This window comes from Pseudomonas sp. AE27 (assembly GCF_037113495.1).
Classification (GTDB): domain Bacteria; phylum Pseudomonadota; class Gammaproteobacteria; order Pseudomonadales; family Pseudomonadaceae; genus Aquipseudomonas; species Aquipseudomonas palmensis.
This window is the reverse complement of the sequence record NZ_CP146966.1, coordinates 5683402-5700000: the sequence shown is the minus strand read 5'-3', so window position 1 is coordinate 5700000 and position 16599 is coordinate 5683402. Positions and strand designations below refer to the sequence as shown.

The 16599-nt window shown below is 63.3% G+C and carries 17 protein-coding genes (1 of these 17 only partly in view); 4 read left to right on the top strand and 13 right to left on the bottom strand.

Annotated elements, in window-relative coordinates:
• From pssA to mrcB, 7 genes are all read right to left on the bottom strand, one after another.
• Nucleotides 1-482: the 5' portion of a CDP-diacylglycerol--serine O-phosphatidyltransferase gene (gene pssA, locus V9K84_RS26260; RefSeq protein ID WP_043863786.1), read on the bottom strand. 379 nt of this gene lie to the left of the window's left edge; only the first 482 of its 861 coding nucleotides appear in the window; the start codon lies at nucleotides 480-482; the stop codon falls past the left edge of the window.
• A gap of 146 nt (nucleotides 483-628) precedes the next feature.
• Nucleotides 629-1645 (bottom strand): ketol-acid reductoisomerase, encoded by a 1017-nt coding sequence (gene ilvC / locus V9K84_RS26255; protein WP_043863787.1) that lies wholly within the window; start codon nucleotides 1643-1645, stop codon nucleotides 629-631.
• A gap of 53 nt (nucleotides 1646-1698) precedes the next feature.
• Nucleotides 1699-2190: an acetolactate synthase small subunit gene (ilvN, locus tag V9K84_RS26250; protein WP_043863788.1), complete on the bottom strand. Its 492-nt coding sequence runs from the start codon at nucleotides 2188-2190 to the stop codon at nucleotides 1699-1701.
• Between the two features lie 2 nt (nucleotides 2191-2192).
• Complete coding sequence (locus V9K84_RS26245) at nucleotides 2193-3917, bottom strand: acetolactate synthase 3 large subunit (RefSeq protein ID WP_043863936.1); 1725 nt, start codon at nucleotides 3915-3917, stop codon at nucleotides 2193-2195.
• 422 nt (nucleotides 3918-4339) lie between these two features.
• Nucleotides 4340-4669, bottom strand: a complete 330-nt coding sequence (locus V9K84_RS26240) for a YqcC family protein (protein WP_043863789.1) — start codon at nucleotides 4667-4669, stop codon at nucleotides 4340-4342.
• On the bottom strand, nucleotides 4669-5406 hold the full coding sequence (locus tag V9K84_RS26235; protein ID WP_054916524.1) for a hypothetical protein: 738 nt from the start codon (nucleotides 5404-5406) through the stop codon (nucleotides 4669-4671). The genes V9K84_RS26240 and V9K84_RS26235 overlap by 1 nt, the downstream gene beginning before the upstream one ends.
• Nucleotides 5407-5433: 27 nt before the next feature.
• Complete coding sequence (gene mrcB / locus V9K84_RS26230; RefSeq protein WP_054916525.1) at nucleotides 5434-7755, bottom strand: penicillin-binding protein 1B; 2322 nt, start codon at nucleotides 7753-7755, stop codon at nucleotides 5434-5436.
• A 118-nt stretch (nucleotides 7756-7873) separates the two neighbouring features.
• Here mrcB and V9K84_RS26225 point away from each other — a divergent pair, with 118 nt between their 5' ends.
• The 3 genes from V9K84_RS26225 (at nucleotide 7874) to V9K84_RS26215 (ending at nucleotide 10325) form a co-directional block, all read left to right on the top strand.
• Nucleotides 7874-9436 (top strand): bifunctional aminoglycoside phosphotransferase/ATP-binding protein, encoded by a 1563-nt coding sequence (locus tag V9K84_RS26225; RefSeq protein WP_043863792.1) that lies wholly within the window; start codon nucleotides 7874-7876, stop codon nucleotides 9434-9436.
• Nucleotides 9437-9540: 104 nt separating this feature from the next.
• Nucleotides 9541-9885 carry a pentapeptide repeat-containing protein gene (locus V9K84_RS26220; protein ID WP_043863793.1) on the top strand — a complete coding sequence of 115 codons (345 nt, stop codon included), beginning with the start codon at nucleotides 9541-9543 and terminating at the stop codon, nucleotides 9883-9885.
• Between the two features lie 167 nt (nucleotides 9886-10052).
• Nucleotides 10053-10325 (top strand): TfoX/Sxy family protein, encoded by a 273-nt coding sequence (locus V9K84_RS26215; protein WP_043863794.1) that lies wholly within the window; start codon nucleotides 10053-10055, stop codon nucleotides 10323-10325.
• 243 nt (nucleotides 10326-10568) lie between these two features.
• Here the strand turns inward: V9K84_RS26215 and V9K84_RS26210 are convergent, their stop codons facing one another.
• Genes V9K84_RS26210 through V9K84_RS26195 form a run of 4 tightly spaced genes read right to left on the bottom strand, consistent with a single transcriptional unit; the run spans nucleotide 10569 to nucleotide 14161 of the window.
• Nucleotides 10569-11468, bottom strand: a complete 900-nt coding sequence (locus V9K84_RS26210; protein WP_088514008.1) for a ChaN family lipoprotein — start codon at nucleotides 11466-11468, stop codon at nucleotides 10569-10571.
• 10 nt (nucleotides 11469-11478) lie between these two features.
• Nucleotides 11479-12246 carry a heme ABC transporter ATP-binding protein gene (locus V9K84_RS26205; RefSeq protein WP_088514007.1) on the bottom strand — a complete coding sequence of 256 codons (768 nt, stop codon included), beginning with the start codon at nucleotides 12244-12246 and terminating at the stop codon, nucleotides 11479-11481.
• Nucleotides 12246-13229, bottom strand: a complete 984-nt coding sequence (locus tag V9K84_RS26200) for an iron ABC transporter permease (protein WP_178075056.1) — start codon at nucleotides 13227-13229, stop codon at nucleotides 12246-12248. The genes V9K84_RS26205 and V9K84_RS26200 overlap by 1 nt, the downstream gene beginning before the upstream one ends.
• A gap of 50 nt (nucleotides 13230-13279) precedes the next feature.
• The gene (locus V9K84_RS26195) at nucleotides 13280-14161 is read right to left on the bottom strand and encodes an ABC transporter substrate-binding protein (protein WP_054916529.1); all 882 of its coding nucleotides are present in this window, start codon (nucleotides 14159-14161) and stop codon (nucleotides 13280-13282) included.
• Between the two features lie 166 nt (nucleotides 14162-14327).
• On the opposite strand from V9K84_RS26195, the gene V9K84_RS26190 reads away from it, so the two are divergent.
• Nucleotides 14328-14648, top strand: a complete 321-nt coding sequence (locus V9K84_RS26190; RefSeq protein ID WP_088514005.1) for a Rieske (2Fe-2S) protein — start codon at nucleotides 14328-14330, stop codon at nucleotides 14646-14648.
• Here V9K84_RS26190 and sfsA read toward each other — a convergent pair.
• Entirely contained in the window at nucleotides 14638-15351 is a 714-nt protein-coding gene (gene sfsA, locus V9K84_RS26185; protein ID WP_054916531.1) for a DNA/RNA nuclease SfsA, read from the bottom strand. The two genes, V9K84_RS26190 and sfsA, sit on opposite strands and share 11 nt — an antisense overlap.
• Complete coding sequence (locus V9K84_RS26180; RefSeq protein ID WP_078481321.1) at nucleotides 15351-16523, bottom strand: pyridoxal phosphate-dependent aminotransferase; 1173 nt, start codon at nucleotides 16521-16523, stop codon at nucleotides 15351-15353. Before V9K84_RS26180 ends, sfsA begins: the two co-directional genes overlap by 1 nt.
• Between the last annotated feature and the right edge of the window lie 76 nt (nucleotides 16524-16599).

Genomic DNA, 16599 nt, shown 5'->3' with positions numbered 1-16599 from the left:
CGTGCCAGGCGCAATGCCGCACCCGCCACATAGATGAAGGCAACCATCCAGCCGACCTTGCCCATGTCACCCAGCGCCCAGCCGAAGGCCAGCAACGCCGGGGCCACGCCAAAGGCGACCATGTCGGACAACGAGTCGTACTCGGCGCCGAAGGCGCTCTGGGTGTTGGTCATGCGGGCAACACGCCCGTCCAGACCATCGAGCACCATGGCGACGAAGATCGCGATGGCGGCGAAAGCGAAGTACTTGCTCGCTTCGCGCGGATCACCGGCACTCAGGGCGCTCTGCGCACTCATGGAGTTGATGATCGAATAGAAACCGGCGAACAGGTTCGCAGTGGTGAACAGGTTGGGCAGCAGATAGATGCCGCGATGCCGTACCTTGCGTCCTTCGGCGTCATGCCCTTCTTCAACATGCTCATCGATCGGTAGCAGGCTTTCGGCGTCAGAGGCCTTGTTCGGCTCTTCGGGACGTTCGCTCATGGACATTACCTTGCAACGGTTTGGAAAGTTTCGACAGACGTCTGCGACGAGGGTTCGCCGGCAAACGATGAAGCTTTATACCAGAAGCTGACTGCCTAAACGAAAAAACGCGGCCGAAGCCGCGTTTTCATCGCATCAGATCAAGATCAGTTCTTGGCCTTGTCGACGATTTTGTTCGCTGCGATCCAAGGCATCATCGAGCGCAGTTGCTCGCCGATGACTTCGATACCGTGGGCAGCGTTGTTGCGACGCTTGGCGGTCATCGAAGGATAGCCGGTAGCGCCTTCGCTGATGAACATCTTGGCGTATTCGCCGTCCTGAATGCGTTTCAGGGCATTGCGCATGGCCTGACGGGATTCGGCGTTGATGACTTCAGGGCCGGTCACGTACTCGCCGTATTCGGCGTTGTTGGAGATCGAGTAGTTCATGTTGGCGATACCGCCTTCGTACATGAGGTCAACGATCAGCTTCAGTTCGTGCAGGCACTCGAAGTAGGCCATTTCTGGCGCGTAGCCCGCTTCAACCAGGGTTTCGAAGCCGGCCTTGACCAGCTCGACGGTACCGCCGCACAGAACGGCCTGCTCGCCGAACAGGTCGGTTTCGGTCTCGTCCTTGAAGGTGGTTTCGATGATGCCGGTACGGCCGCCACCAACGCCTGCGGCGTAGGACAGGGCAACGTTCTTGGCATTGCCGGAAGCGTCCTGGTAGATGGCGATCAGGTCAGGGATACCGCCGCCTTTCACGAACTCGGAACGCACGGTGTGACCAGGCGCTTTTGGCGCGATCATGATCACGTCCAGGTCAGCACGTGGAACGACCTGGTTGTAGTGGATAGCGAAACCGTGGGAGAAGGCCAGGGTGGCGCCCTTCTTGATGTTCGGCTCGACTTCGTTCTTGTACAGCTGCGACTGGAACTCGTCCGGGGTCAGGATCATGACCAGGTCGGCACCGGCAACAGCGCTTGCCACGTCAGCCACTTTCAGGCCGTGGGCTTCGGCTTTGGCAACGGTGGCCGAACCTTTACGCAGACCGACAGTGACATCCACACCGGAGTCTTTCAGGTTGCACGCTTGAGCGTGGCCCTGGGAACCGTAACCGATGATGGCAACTTTCTTGCCCTGGATGATCGAAAGGTCGCAGTCTTTGTCGTAGAAAACTTTCATGAAAATACCCCTGGTTATCTCGGCCCTTTCAGGCCATTCGCTAATTTTTTGAGTTAGATGCTGAGCACTTTGTCGCCACGGGCAATGCCGGTGACACCACTGCGTACTGTTTCGAGAATGGACGCGGTACCAATCGACTGGATGAAGCTGTCCAGCTTGTCGCTGGTGCCCGACAGCTGCACGGTATAGACCGTGCTGCTGACGTCGACGATCTGCCCACGATAGATATCGGTGGTGCGCTTGATCTCGGCACGCTGCGCACCCGTGGCCTTGATCTTGACCAGCATCAGTTCACGCTCGATGTGCGCGCTTTCCGACAGGTCGACCAGCTTGACCACTTCAACCAGCTTGTTCAGGTTCTTGGTGATCTGCTCGATCACCTCGTCATGACCGACCGTGGTCAACGTCAGGCGCGACAGGGTCGGGTCTTCGGTCGGGGCGACGGTCAGGCTTTCGATGTTGTAGTTGCGCTGCGAGAACAGGCCGACCACACGGGACAAGGCACCTGGTTCGTTTTCCAACAGCAGGGAAATAATGTGCCGCATGATTAGGTCCGCTCCGTCTTGCTCAGCCACATATCGCGCATCGAGCCGTCTTTGATCTGCATCGGGTAGACGTGCTCGCTGTTGTCGACCTGGATATCGATGAACACCAACCGGTCTTTCATGGCGAAGGCTTCCTCGAGCTTGGGCTTGAGGTCCTTCAGGTCGGTGATGCGAATACCCACGTGACCATAGGCTTCGGCCAGCTTGACGAAGTCAGGCAGCGATTCCATGTAGGAGTGCGAGTGACGGCTGTTGTAGGCCATGTCCTGCCATTGGCGAACCATGCCCAACACGCCATTGTTCAGGTTGACGATCTTTACCGGCAGGTCGTACTGCAGGCAGGTAGAGAGCTCCTGAATGTTCATCTGGATGCTGCCCTCGCCGGTGACACAGGCAACGTCCTGGTCCGGGAAGTTCAGCTTGACGCCCATGGCCGCCGGGAAACCGAAGCCCATGGTGCCCAGGCCACCGGAGTTGATCCAGCGGTTCGGCTTGTTGAAGCGGTAGTACTGCGCCGCGAACATCTGGTGCTGACCCACGTCGGAGGTGACGAACGCATCCCCCTTGGTGACTTCGCACAGGGTTTCGATCACGGTCTGCGGCTTGATGACGCTGCCATCGCCCTTGTTGTACGGGAACATGATGCCGTCGCCACGCCATTCGGCAATCTGCTTCCACCAGGCATCCATCGCCGCCTGATCAGGCTTCTCGCCGATTTCGCGCAAGGTGGCGAGCATTTCGCTCAACACGCTCTCGACCGGACCGACGATAGGCACATCGGCCTTGATGGTCTTGGAGATCGATGCCGGGTCGATGTCGATGTGGATGACCTTGGCATTCGGGCAGAACCGCGCCGGGCCGTTGACCACACGGTCGTCGAAACGCGCACCGACGGCCAGGATCACGTCGGCATGGTGCATCGCCAGGTTGGCCGTGTAGCTGCCGTGCATGCCGAGCATGCCCAGGAACTGACGGTCGGTGCCCGGATAGCCACCCAGCCCCATGAGGGTATTGGTGACCGGCAGGTTGAGCAGTTGCGCGACCTCGGTCAACGCAGCCGAGCCACCACCGAGGATCACGCCACCGCCGGAGTAGACGATCGGACGCTTGGCGGCCAGCAGCATCTCGGCGGCCTTGCGGATCTGACCCGAGTGCCCGCGAACGGCCGGGCTGTAGGAGCGCAGCTTGACCTTTTTCGGGTAGACGTACTCGAACTTCTCGGCCGGGTTGGTCATGTCTTTCGGAATATCGACGACAACCGGGCCAGGACGACCGGATTCAGCCAGGTAGAAGGCTTTTTTCAGGATTTCAGGAATTTCCGAGGCATGTTTGATCATGAAGCTGTGCTTCACGATCGGCCGCGAGATACCGATCATGTCGGTTTCCTGGAAGGCATCGGTACCGACCATGGTGCTGGGCACCTGACCGGAGAGGATGACCATCGGGATGGAGTCCATGTACGCCGTGGCAATACCGGTGATGGCATTGGTGGCACCCGGACCGGAAGTCACCAGTACCACGCCGGCCTTGCCGGTGGCACGGGCATAGCCGTCGGCCATGTGGGTTGCCGCCTGCTCGTGGCGAACCAGGATGTGGCTTACTTCCGGTTCCTTGAACAGGGCATCGTATACATGCAGGAGAGCACCGCCAGGGTACCCGTAGATGTGCTTAACGCCTTCGTCACGCAAAAAGCGGACGACCATTTCAGCGCCAGATAAAAGCTCCACGTTGTTCACCTCTAAAACGCCAGAATACCGTCCAGGCAGGACGGGTCTTAATAGGTTTACTGCCAAGCAGAGCATGAGCGACGAAATCGCCGACTACGTCAGCACTGACTGAGCAAGTATTGGGAGCGCCCCAAAGTGTTGCGGGGTTTTCCCACCCAGCGCGAGGTAACGCGTTGCGGGGTGTAACAGGTCGGCGCGGGTGTGCGCCTCATGATCTGCTTAGCGGGTCTGCTTCTGGCAGTCCCTCTACAGCGGAAACTGGATTCTTCTGATTCTGCGCCTGCAAGTCAAGAAAAATTATTGCCAATTTTTCCAAATGACGATCCGCAGCCACCACGAATTACAAAGACAGCAGCAGAAAAACAAACTTCAGAAACAAAAAGAGCCACAATCTGCGGCTCTTAGGGTGAAAATAGGGAAATTCAGGCAGAAGCACTGATCAATTGGTCAAACTCTGCTAATAGACGACGCAACTCGCGACTTTCTTGCGGCCGATCCACGTACACCGTTTCAGCCATCACCAGGATGCCCGAGGCACTGGGCAGCGGCGCACCGTTTTCGAGTATCTGTTTCATCTTCGGCAGAAAGATCCACTGCAGCCACTGATCGAAGTTCATGGCGTCGACGGCGAACGGCGTGGTGCTGGCCAGGGCTTGCGCACTGGGCGCCTCGGCGGACCACCAGCCCTGCCTGTGCAGCTCGTGCTCTATCAGCAGCAGGTGGTCTGCAATCGCCAGGATGCGCGCCTCCATTACAGGCTGACCTTGGCTTTCTGGCGAGCCAGCGCGGCGCCGGCGGCGTCACCCTGCTTGTCGCGCGCCTGGGCGATGATGTCCCACAGGCCGGCCTGCAGATCGGGGCGACCGTTGGCGTAGGTCAGGGCACGGCGCGCCAGCTGTTCGGACTGCGCCGCATCGCCCTGGGCCAGTCGCACCTGGGCCAGACGGTAGAGTACCTGCGGTTCACGCGGGGCAATGCGCTGGGCACGCTCAAGGCTGGACGAGGCGCCGTTGAGATCGCCGCCGGTCTGCTGCGTCTGCGCCGTGGTCAACAGCGCCAGCACCGGGCCATCGAGCTGTTCGTCAGCCGAGAGGCCGCCGCTGCCGGTGTTCGAACTGGGAATGCCGGTGGGTGCGCTCGGTGCGCTGTAGCCACCGCTGCTGGTGCTCGGGAACGGCGCCGAATTCTGCGGGCCTGGGGTAATCGGCCCGGTGTCGATCGACGCGGGCCCGGTAGGCGCCGCAAAGGTCTGGATCGGCTCGGAGCCGGCGCCCTGGGGCACCATCACCGTCACCCCGGAATCCTGCGGCATCGCCTGCGCCTGGCGAGTACCGGTGTTCACGGCAGCGCCGGCACGGTTGGCCGACACCCGCTCGCTGTTGGAAACCCGCGTCCCTGAATCCACTACGGGGATCGAGCCACGCTGCACGCTGGCGCAACCTGTAAGCAAAGCCAGTGCCGTCAAGGCAGGAAACAACCACTTGTTCACGTCACACCCTCTTTGCTGTGCTTTGGCTTAATTCATCCAGCCCTTGACCCAGTCCATCACGGACTCGGCAGGTGCCTGCTCGCCGCCACAGGCGGCGCCGGCCACTGGCTCACTGCCGCGAATATACGGCATCTGTACCGCGCCCGGGCAGCTGGCATCGGAACCTTGGCCGGTATGCGGATCGACCCAGGCCTGCACCACGTTGTCAGGCTGTGGCATGTCCAGTGGCAGCGGGTCGGCCTTGCGCATGAAGCTGGTCCAGACCTGCAACGCGCCGGTGGCGCCGGTGAACGGTGTCTTGCCGTTGTCATCGCGACCCAGCCACACCACTGCCAGCAGGTCCTGGCTGAACCCTGCGAACCAGCTGTCACGCGAATCGTTGCTGGTACCGGTCTTGCCGGCCAGGTTCAACGAACTGGGCAATACACTGTAAACCGAGCGTCCGGTACCTTCACGCATCACCCGCTGCATGGCGTTCTGCACCAGATAGATGGACCCCGGGTCGAACGTCTGCTGGATCTGGAACGGGTAGCGCTTGAGCGGCTCGCCCTCGGCGGTCAGCACGCTGCGGATGCCTCGCATCGGCGTGTTGAAGCCGCCATTGGCCAGGGTCTGGTACATGGTCGCAACCTGCACCGGCGACATGCCCCCGGCACCCAGCAGCATCGACGGGAAGGCCGGCCAGTCGACGTTGACACCCAGGCGGCCAATGGTCTTGAGCACGTTGGGCACGCCCACTTCCAGGCCAAGCTTGGCGGTCGACAGGTTGTAGGAATTGGCCAGCCCCTGGTACAGGAAGATCGTGCCATGGGCGCGCCGGTCGTAGTTCTGCGGCTTCCACACCTGGCCATCGGCCCCCTTCACCGAGAAGGGTTCATCCTGCACCCAGCTGGTGAGGGTGAACTGGCTCGGTTTTTCCAGCGCGGTCAGGTACACCGCCGGCTTGACCAGCGAGCCGATGGGACGCACGGCGTCGATGGCACGGTTGAAACCGGCAAACCCGGCCTGGCGGCTGCCGATCAGTGCCTGCACCTCCCCGGTTTCCGGGTTGGTCACCACCATCGCCGCCTCGACTTCGTCCGCCCCCTTGCGCCCGCTGAGGCGCTTGAAGGTTTCGTTCATCGCCGCTTCGGACTTCATCTGCAGGATCGGGTCGAAGCTGGTGAAGATACGCAGCCCCTCCTCGGTCAAGTCTTCGTCACGGTAGTCCTGGCGCAACTGGCGCTTGACCAGGTCGAGGAAGCCGGGGAACGAGCTGTCCGCCAGGCTGCCGCGCTTGGTCACACCCAGTGGCATTTTCTTCGCGGCTTCGACCGCCTCGGGGGTCGCCACGCCCTGCTCGGCCAGCAGGTCGAGCACCAGGTTGCGACGCGTCAGCGCGCGTTCCGGGGAACGACGCGGATTGTAGTAGGACGGCCCCTTGACCATGCCCACCAGCAGCGCCACCTGGTGCAGCTTGAGCTCGGACAGCGGCTGGCTGAAGAAGAACTGGCTGGCCAGGCCGAAACCGTGCACCGCACGCTGGCCATCCTGGCCAACGAACACCTCGTTGAGGTACGCCTCGAGGATGTCGCGCTTGCTGTAGTGGGCTTCGAGCAGCAGCGCCATCATCGCTTCGTTGAGCTTGCGGCTGAGGCTGCGCTCGTTGGTCAGGTAGAAGTTCTTGACCAACTGCTGGGTCAGGGTACTGCCGCCTTGGCGCATGGCGCCGGACGAGGTGTTGACCCAGATGGCCCGCGCAATCGACTTGGGCGACACCCCGAAGTGGTGGTAGAAGTCACGGTCTTCCACCGCCACCAGGGTTTCGAGCAGATAGGGCGGCGCCTGATCGAGCTTGATCAGGATGCGGTCTTCAAGGTTCTTCGGGTAGATGCCGCCGATCAGCAGCGGCTCCAGGCGCACCACGTCGAGCTTCGAGCCATTGGTACCGCTCAGGCCGGCAACGTAGTCGCCCGAGAAGCGTACGCGCACGCCCTGGGCTTTTTCCATGCCTTCATAGAACTGGAAGCCGCGGGTATTGAGGTCGATGGTGTTGCCATTGACCGAGGCCGCGCCAGGGCCGTTGGCCACGCTTTCGCGGCGATAGCCCAGGGCGTCGAGCTCGATCAGGAAGTCGTTCTTGCTCAGCTTCTGCCCGACGAACAGCTCGAGCGGGCGTGCGTAGACCTTGGCCGGGATGGTCCAGCGTTTGCCGGAGAATTTCTCCTGGACCACGGCATCGAGATAAACCGCAAAGCCGGCCAGCACCACAAGGCCGACCAGGCTGAGCTTGAGGGCCCAGCCCAACCAGGCGCGCGCGCGGCCAGAAGGGCGTTTTTTAGAGGTACGGGAAGATCGGGTACGAGTCATGGCGGCGGATTATACGCACTTTATGGCTTGTCGACAGACGCCCTCCGGCGGTTTGCAGCGGCCCCGCTTGCCGCCATAATGGTCGATTCGAATCTCCCACGACCCAGAAGGATCGACCGTGAGCCAAGCCTTGATCGCCGCCCTGCAAAACCCGGCCCTGTTTGCGCACCCTGTAAAGGAATTCCAGGTCATCGAGACGCACATTTCCTGGGTGCTGCTCACGGGCGAATACGCCTACAAGATCAAGAAACCGATGAACTTCGGCTTCCTGGACTTCACCGAGCTGTCGGGTCGCGCGCATTTCTGCGCCGAAGAACTGCGCCTCAACCAGCGCCTGACTGACGACCTGTACCTGGAAGTACTGCCCATCACCGGCAGCGTCGAGGCCCCGCAGCTGGGAGGTGACGGCGCGCCGATCGAGTACGCGCTGAAAATGCGCCAGTTCCCCCAGAACCAGATGCTCAGCACGCTGCAGGCCAATGGCGAACTGACCGCTGCGCATATCGACCAGATGGCCCGCCAGATCGCCCAGTTCCACCTGGCCGCACCGAAAGTGGCTGTCGAACACCCGCTGGGCACGCCCGACAGCGTGATGGCCCCGGTTGAACAGAACTTCGAACAGATTCGCCCGTTCCTCAGCGACAAGGCCGACCTGGTGCAGCTCGATGCGCTGCAGGCCTGGGCGCGCAGCAGCTTCGATCGACTGCATGGCCTGTTCGAAACGCGCAAGGCCGAAGGTTTCATACGCGAGTGCCATGGCGATATCCACCTGGGCAACGCCACACTGATCGACGGCAAGGTGGTGATTTTCGACTGCATCGAATTCAACGAACCCTTCCGCCTGACCGATGTGTACGCCGATACGGCGTTCCTGGCCATGGACCTGGAAGACCGCGGTCTCAAGTCGCTGGCGCGCCGCTTCATCAGCCAGTACCTGGAAATCACCGGCGATTACGCCGGCCTCGAACTGCTGAACTTCTACAAGGCCTACCGTGCGCTGGTGCGGGCCAAGGTCGCGCTGTTCAGCATGCCGGCCGACGCCGATGGCGTACAACGGGCCACCACCCTGCGTCAGTACCGCAACTACGCCAACCTGGCCGAAAGCTACAGCGCTATCCCGTCGCGCCTGCTGGCCATCACCCACGGTGTGTCGGCCGTTGGCAAAAGCCATGTCGCCATGCGCATGGTCGAAGCACTGGGTGCCATTCGCCTGCGCTCGGACGTTGAACGCAAGCGCCTGTTCGGCGAGCAGGCCGAGCAGGCCGCCGGTCAGCTGCAACAAGGCATCTACGCCGATGACGCCAGCCAGAAGACCTACCAGCACCTGCATCAGCTGGCCGGGACAATCCTGCGCGCGGGGTTCCCGGTGGTGATCGATGCCACCTACCTCAAGCAGGCACAGCGCCAGGCCGCCGCCGACGTTGCCAGCGAAACCGGCGTTCCCTTCCTGATCCTCGACTGCAATGCACCGGACGCCGTGATCGCCAGCTGGCTGGCACAGCGCCAGGCCGACCAGAACGACCCGTCCGACGCCACTCTGGAAGTGGTCGCCGCCCAGCAAGCCAGTCGCGACCCGCTGACAGGCGAAGAGCTGCTCAAGGCCAAGCGCGTGGAAACCAACGAAAGCGGCAGCCTGGATGAACTGGTCAAGCAGATTCGCCAGCGCCTGCCCGGCCTTTAAAACGGCGAGGGCGTGAAGCAGTCCACACTTCACGCCTCTATCTCGGGCGCCTCCGCACAGTGGCACTATAATGCCATCATCAGGCCACACAAGGAGGCGCCCTCATGAACCAGCCACGCCAGCTCGACAGCGCGCTATACGCTCTGGTGCACAAGGAACACATCGCGGAATTCAATCGTGAGAAGCCCAGGAACGCCATTGTCGACTTCAAGGACGGTGACTTTCGAGGGCTGGACCTGCGCAAGCTGGACACCGAGGGCATCGATTTCAGTGGCGCCTACTTTCGCGCCTCCGACCTGCGTGGGCTGGACCTGCGCGAGAACTGCCTCGAAGGTGCCAGCCTGGCCCACGCGCAGATCTCCGGCACCTACTTCCCCGCAGAACTGAGTGCCGACGAGATTCTGATGTCGGTCAATTTCGGCACCCGCCTGCGTTACCGCACCCGCTGAAAGCATCTGCCGACAGCCACCGCCTGGCAACGCCGGCGGTGGCTGCAGGCCCCGCCGTGCACCGCCCATGGCAAAACGCCGCGTATTTTCCAACTGCCGCTACACTCCTTCTTGACCTGCCCACGAATCAATCTCCAGGACCCGTTCAGCCGTCGCAAGGAGGCTTGATGAACGATGAACTTCAGCATCTGAAAAATCTTGGCAAGACGTCGGCGCAGTGGCTGCATGCGGTGGGCATCCACAGTCTCTCGGACCTTCGTCGGCTGGGCGCGGTGAACGCCTACCACGCGGTACGCAGCCGCGGCTTTCGTGCCTCGAAGGTGCTGCTCTACGCGATAGAAGGCGCGCTGCTGGATGTGCACTGGAACGACATCCCCGTTGAACGCAAGGATGCGCTGAACAAACAGCTGGATGCCAAGGCGCCCTGCAAAAATAATTGAAATAAGCAGAATGAAAGGATTGACTTCGAAATGAGAATCGTTATGATTATCACAGCTGGTCGCGAGACTGGTTGGATATTCTGAAAGACCTTGGTTCGGACTCTCAGATTATCTCCTCATCAGGCTAATCACGGTTATTGACCCGGCACTTTGCCGGGTCTTTTTTTGCCTGGGATTTGAGTTGCCTGTGGCCTATGCACTGGCAAGCCAGCGAAAAGGGCCACCACACATTCACAGCCTGTATCACCCGCCCTTGCGCAGGCTCGCGCAGTAATCCTGCTCGGCCACGCCAGCGGTAAACCACACGTAATCGGCCATGCCTGCGTCCACCTTTTCCCCCACCTGCGCCAGCATCAGCACGCTGGTGCCCTGCTCTACCCCCAGGTCCAGCAGATGCAAGGGCACGCCCAGGTCGTTGCGCACGTGATAGGCCCCCGCCAACAGCAGGGCCGGCGTCGGCGCCTGCATCAGGCGCTGGGCGATTCGCCGGTCACGCTGCTGCTGTACCGCCAGCATGGCCGGCATCTGCGATTCAGGCAGCAGCCCGCAATGCCCTTCACGTACCTGGTCGAGCAAGGCCTGGGTAACCGCAGCGGTCGTAGCGTGCTGCCCCTCCAACTTCGGTACCTGGCGGTAGATATCCCGCACCTCGGCGCGATCAAGGTTCGCCGCCAGCAACGGATAGGGCTGCCCCAGCGCATGGCGCACGATCGGGCCATACAGGGCCCAATCCCAACCTGATTGCCAGTGCAGCGCCGACACCAGGTCGACCGGTAGCGTGGGCTGCTGCTTGAGTGCATCCACCCGCGCCTGCTGCGCCGGCTCCAGCATCTCCAACAGCAGGCTGCCCTGCGGCCGTTGCTGCTCCAGCGCGCGTAACAACCACAACTGCAAGGCATGGTGATCGGGGTTGTCGTGCTGCTCCCCCACCAGCACCCGCGGTGCCGCAGCCAGGCGCCGGACCAGTTGCTCCGGTGTCAGTAACCGGCCTGTGCTCAACTCGCGGATCTGCCCCAGTTCGGCATGCTCGCGCCCCTGCGGGCCTTGCCACTGCGGCAGTGGCGCCAACGCTGCGCCGGACTGGCAAGCGCTCAGTCCCAACGCCAGCAGCAACAGGGTGCCAAACAGCAACGTGCGAGGCATGGGCGAGCTCCTAGCGGGCGATGATGAGCGGGTGCCCCCGCTCGGGGTGAGGTTGAACCAGTACTTCAAGGCCGAACACGGCGCGCAGCGCTTCGGGCCGAAGCACCTGTTCAGGGGTATCCAGCGCATGCGGGCAGCCACGTTCGAGCAGCAGGATGCGGTCACAATAGCGCGCCGCCAGGTTCAGGTCATGCAGGATCACCAGTACCGCCGCACCACGGTCGGCAAAGGCTCTAACCGCCTGCAACGTGGTGTGCTGATGCAAGGGGTCGAGCATGGACGTCGGCTCGTCGAGCAACAGCGTGCAGCCGTCGCCCCCTGGCCAGAGCTGCGCCAGCACCCGCGCCAGGTGCACTCGCTGACGCTCGCCCCCCGACAGCGCCAGGTAGCTGCGCCCCACCAGGTGCCCGGCATCCGCCGCCTCCAGTGCCTCGACCACGATTGCCTGGTCGCGCACCTGACCAGTGCGGTGGGGCAGTCGCCCCATGGCCACCACCTCCTCGACACGAAACGCAAAGCCCAGGCTTGAAGTCTGCGGCAACACCGCCAGGCGTTGTGCCCGCTCATGACCGCTCCAGTCGCCCAACGCACGCTCATCCAGCAGCACACGGCCCTGATGGGCAGGCAATTCGCCGCACAACGCTGCGAGCAAGGTGCTCTTGCCAGCACCATTGGGGCCCAGCACACCCAGCACCTGCCCCGGCTCGATGCCCAGGGTGATGCCATCGAGCACCCGGGTCTGCCCGCGCACCACCTGCAGGTTCTCCACCCGTAGCATCAGGCACGCCCCCGTAGCAGCAGAAAAAGGAAGAAGGGGGCACCGATAAATGCAGTGACGATGCCAATCGGCAGTTCTGCCGGCGCCAGTGCCAGCCGCGCAATCAGGTCGGCGAACAGCAGCAGCGACGCTCCGGCCAGCAGCGACGCCGGCAGCAACACGCGATGGTCGGGGCCGGACAACAGTCGCACCATGTGCGGCACCACCAGCCCGACAAAACCGATCAACCCCGCCGCCGCTACCGCCGCCCCAACGCCCAGCGCGGTGCAGAACACCAGTTCGCGCTTGAGTGTTTCGACCTCGATACCCAGGTGGCGCGCCTCCGACTCACCCAGCAGCAGGGCATTGAGCGCCTCGGCCCGGCGTGGCAGCCACCAGGTCACCACCACCGCCACCAGCAACAACGGCCACAGGCGCGTGTAGCTTGCGCCATTGAGACTGCCCAGGTTCCAGAACGTCAGCGTACGCAGCGTGGCGTCATCGGCAAGATAAGTGAACAGCCCCACCACCGAGGCGGCCAGGGCGGTCAGGGCGATGCCCGCCAGCAGCATGGTGGCGACACTGGTCTGACCGTCACGCCGGCCCAACCGGTAGACCAGCGCGGTCACGCCCAGCCCGCCGAGAAAGGCGAAGATCGACAACAGATAGGGCGCGAACACCTCGGGCACGCCCCCCAGCCAGTTGCCGCCCACAATCGCCACCGCCGCCCCGAGTGCAGCACCGCTGGACACCCCGACCAGGCCGGGGTCGGCCAGCGGGTTGCGAAACAGGCCCTGCATCGCCACCCCGGAAATCGCCAGCACCGCGCCGACCACCAGCCCGAGCAAGGTGCGCGGCAGACGAATCTGGCCCAGGATCAGTTCGGCCTGCTCCAGCCCCTGGGCCTGAATCGGCACGCCTATCAGGCGCAGCCCGGCTCGCAGGGTGTCGAGCAACGGCAGGCTGACCGGCCCCAGTGCCAATGACAGCCACACCGCCAACAGGCACAGAAGGCTCAGGCCGATGAACAGAGCACGCGGTGGTACCAGTCGATTCATGGGGCCAGTTGCGCCTTGGCCGCCGGGTAGAAGGCTTGCGCCAGCGCTTGCAGGCTGGCCGGCTGACGCGGCCCGAGGCCGCCCACCAGCAAGGTCGGGTCAAGTTCGACCAGACGCTTGTCCCGTGCTGCGCGAGAGGCCGCCAGCGCCGGGTTTTCCTTGAGCAGGGCCTGCAGCGCCGCCTCGCCCGACAGGCTGCGATCGGCAAATACCAGCACCTGGGGGTTCAGCGCCGCCAGCGCCTCGACCGAGAAGTTCTTGTAGCCGTCATTGTCGGCCAGGTTGCGCCCGCCGGCCTGGCGAATCATCCAGTCGCCTGCGGTCCCCTTGCCCGCGATCATCGGCTTGGCACCGCCATGCCCCACCAGCAGAATCACGCCAGGGGCCGCCTGACTGCCCTGCACTGCCTTGATTCGTGCCGCCAGCCCGTCAAGCTGCTGCCGGTACTCGCCGAACAGGCGCTCTGCCTGTGCCTCGTCGCCCATCAGGCGGCCCAGTTGCCGGAGGTTGCCATGCACGGCCTGCAGCTCGGGCGTGCTCGAAAACAGCTCCACCTTCACCCCGGCCCCCCGGAGCTGCTTGAGCACCTCTGGCGGGCCCATCTCCTCGGTGCCCACCAGCAGGTCCGGGCGCAAGCTGAGCACCCCTTCGGCCGACAGCTGACGCTGATAGCCGATGCTGGGCAGCGCCTTGAGGCTCGCCGGGTGCTGGCTGGTGGTGTCGACGCCCACCAGCCGCGACTCGCCGCCCAGCGCCACCACCCACTCGCTCAGCGCACCGCCGGCACTGACCCAGCGGGCGGCCAGGGGTTCGGCCTGGGCCGCCGAGTTGAAAACAAGCCCGATACACAGGGCGATCAGGCTGGCACGTCGGCGCATAGCAAGGCTTCCTTAGATGAAGGCGGACCGTTGTCCAGGTGGATAACGGTTGGGCAGTGCCCGTACTCGCGGTATAAAGACGCCGGGCACGGCCATTGCGGGCAATTTGATAATTATTTGCATTTGGACGTCAAGCCGACTCTCGTTTCTTCAAGTGAACCTACCCATGCACCTTCTTTGCCGCCCGTCCGATCTGGGCGAGGGCCAGAGCCGTGGCTTCAAGGCCGCAGGCATCGACCTGTTCGGCGTACGTCGCCAGGGCCGCGTCTACCTGTACCGCAACCGCTGCCCTCATCGTGGCATCGGCCTGAACTGGGAGGCAGACCAATTCCTGGACCCCAGCGCCCAACTGATCGCCTGCGTTCATCACGGCGCACTGTTCGTGCCGGAGTCCGGTGAATGCGTGGCCGGCCCCTGTACCGGGGATGCATTGCAGGCCCTGGACTGCCGTGAAGACAGCCAGGGCATCTGGCTCATTACGACGTGAGCATCACCGGCAATGCGCGGTCGATGCTGATCTGCTCGCCGTCCAGGTGCACGCCGTAGGCCAGCACCTCGACACCTTCGGCTGCCGCTGCACGCAAGGCCGCCGCATAGGCGCTGTCGATTTCCTCGGCCGGGCGCACCGCATCGATGCCGCTCAGGTTCACGCAATACAGTTGCACCGCCCGCACGCCCTGGCGGACCAGTGCCGACAGTTCGCGCAGGTGCTTGGCGCCACGTTGGGTCACCGCGTCGGGAAACGCCGCCACCCGCGAGCCGTCGAAGCCCAGGGTCACGCTCTTGACCTCGACATAGGCCGGCCCTGTGGGGTACTCCAGGCGAAAATCGATGCGGCTACGTTCCTCGCCATAGGCCACCTCGCGCCGGAGCGCCGTGAAGCCGGCCAGCTCGGTGATGCGCCCGGCGTGCAGCGCCTCTTCGACGATGGCATTGGCCCGCCCGGTGTTCACACAGGCCAGCCGGCCTTGCGGGGTCTCGGCGATTTCCCAGGTGCCCGGCAATTTGCGCTTGGGGTCGCTGGACCGACTGAACCAGACCTTGCCGCCCTCCAGCATGCAGTTGAGCATCGACCCGGTGTTGGGGCAGTGGATGGTCATCTGTTCGCCGTTGGCCAGTTCGATGTCGGCCAGAAAACGCTTGTAGCGCCGCAGCAGGCGCGCCTGCTCAAGTTCGGGGAAAAAACGCATCAGCCTTGCCAACTCCGCAAACCGCGGGCGATCCGCTCGACCGCCTGCTGCAGGCGCGGCAGGCTCTGGGTGTAGGCAAACCGCACATGGTGCCCGGCCTGGTGACGACCGAAGTCCAGGCCCGGGGTGAAGGCTACGTGCTCGGTTTCGAGGAAGTGCTGGCAGAACGCGAAGGCATCACCGCCGAACGCGCTGATATCGGCGTACAGGTAGAACGCCCCTTGCGGTTCCACCGCGATACCGAAGCCCAGCTCGCGCAGGGCCGGCAACAGGAAGTCGCGACGCCGCGCGAACTCGGCGCGACGCTCCTCGAAAATCGCCAGCGTGCGCGGTTCGAAACAGGCCAGCGCAGCATGTTGGGCCATGCTCGGCGCACTGATGTAGAGGTTTTGCGCCAGCTTCTCCAGGTCGGCGACCGCTGCAGGCGGCGCTACCAGCCAACCGAGGCGCCAGCCGGTCATGCCGAAATATTTTGAGAAACTATTCAGCACGAAGGCTTCGTCATCGACTTCCAGCACGCTGGGGGCGTCGATGCCGTAGGTCAGGCCGTGATAGATCTCGTCGACCACCAGGTGGCCATTGTGCGCACGGGTGGCCTGCGACAGGCTGGCCAGTTGCTCGCGGTCGAGCACCGTGCCGGTGGGGTTGGCGGGCGAGGCCACCAGTGCACCGACGGTCTCGTTGTCCCAGTAACGCTCGACCAGGTCGGCATTGAGCTGGTAGTTGGCCTCGGGGCCGACCGGCACCAGTTGCGCACCGCCCTCGACCAGGCGCAGAAAGTGCCGGTTGCACGGGTAGCCCGGGTCGGCCAGCAGCCAGTGCTTGCCTGGGTCGACCAACAGGCTGGCCGCCAGCAGCAATGCGCCCGAGCCGCCCGGGGTGATCAGGATGCGCTGCGGGTCGATGTTCACCCCGTAACGCTGGGCATAGAACCCGGCAATCGCCTCGCGCAGCGCAGGCAGGCCACGTGCCGCGGTGTAGCGCGTGTGGCCTGCGGCCAGGGCAGCCTGGCCGGCTTCGACGATGGGCGCGGCAGTGGTGAAGTCCGGCTCGCCGATCTCCAGGTGGATCACGTCATGCCCGGCTGCCTGCAGTTCGTTGGCCCGCGCCAGCAGCGCCATGACATGAAAGGGTTCGATGGCGCGACTGCGCGCACTGTAGGGCTGGGCCATGGCCTTCTCTCAAATGGGTCTAAAATGATGATTCTACCCATGCATGGGAACGAACGTGTGGGTAAAGCCGTGGTCA

What these genes read in the sequence shown, in the direction of transcription:
- V9K84_RS26220 (WP_043863793.1), top strand. Translation starts at nt 9,541, where the DNA reads ATGAACCAGCCACGCCAGCTCGACAGCGCGCTATACGCTCTGGTGCAC.
- V9K84_RS26215 (WP_043863794.1), top strand. Translation starts at nt 10,053, where the DNA reads ATGAACGATGAACTTCAGCATCTGAAAAATCTTGGCAAGACGTCGGCG.
- sfsA (WP_054916531.1), bottom strand. Translation starts at nt 15,351, where the DNA reads ATGCGTTTTTTCCCCGAACTTGAGCAGGCGCGCCTGCTGCGGCGCTAC.
- V9K84_RS26180 (WP_078481321.1), bottom strand. Translation starts at nt 16,523, where the DNA reads ATGGCCCAGCCCTACAGTGCGCGCAGTCGCGCCATCGAACCCTTTCAT.
- mrcB (WP_054916525.1), bottom strand. Translation starts at nt 7,755, where the DNA reads ATGACTCGTACCCGATCTTCCCGTACCTCTAAAAAACGCCCTTCTGGC.
- V9K84_RS26205 (WP_088514007.1), bottom strand. Translation starts at nt 12,246, where the DNA reads ATGCTACGGGTGGAGAACCTGCAGGTGGTGCGCGGGCAGACCCGGGTG.
- ilvN (WP_043863788.1), bottom strand. Translation starts at nt 2,190, where the DNA reads ATGCGGCACATTATTTCCCTGCTGTTGGAAAACGAACCAGGTGCCTTG.
- ilvC (WP_043863787.1), bottom strand. Translation starts at nt 1,645, where the DNA reads ATGAAAGTTTTCTACGACAAAGACTGCGACCTTTCGATCATCCAGGGC.
- V9K84_RS26240 (WP_043863789.1), bottom strand. Translation starts at nt 4,669, where the DNA reads ATGGAGGCGCGCATCCTGGCGATTGCAGACCACCTGCTGCTGATAGAG.
- V9K84_RS26195 (WP_054916529.1), bottom strand. Translation starts at nt 14,161, where the DNA reads ATGCGCCGACGTGCCAGCCTGATCGCCCTGTGTATCGGGCTTGTTTTC.
- V9K84_RS26190 (WP_088514005.1), top strand. Translation starts at nt 14,328, where the DNA reads ATGCACCTTCTTTGCCGCCCGTCCGATCTGGGCGAGGGCCAGAGCCGT.
- V9K84_RS26210 (WP_088514008.1), bottom strand. Translation starts at nt 11,468, where the DNA reads ATGCCTCGCACGTTGCTGTTTGGCACCCTGTTGCTGCTGGCGTTGGGA.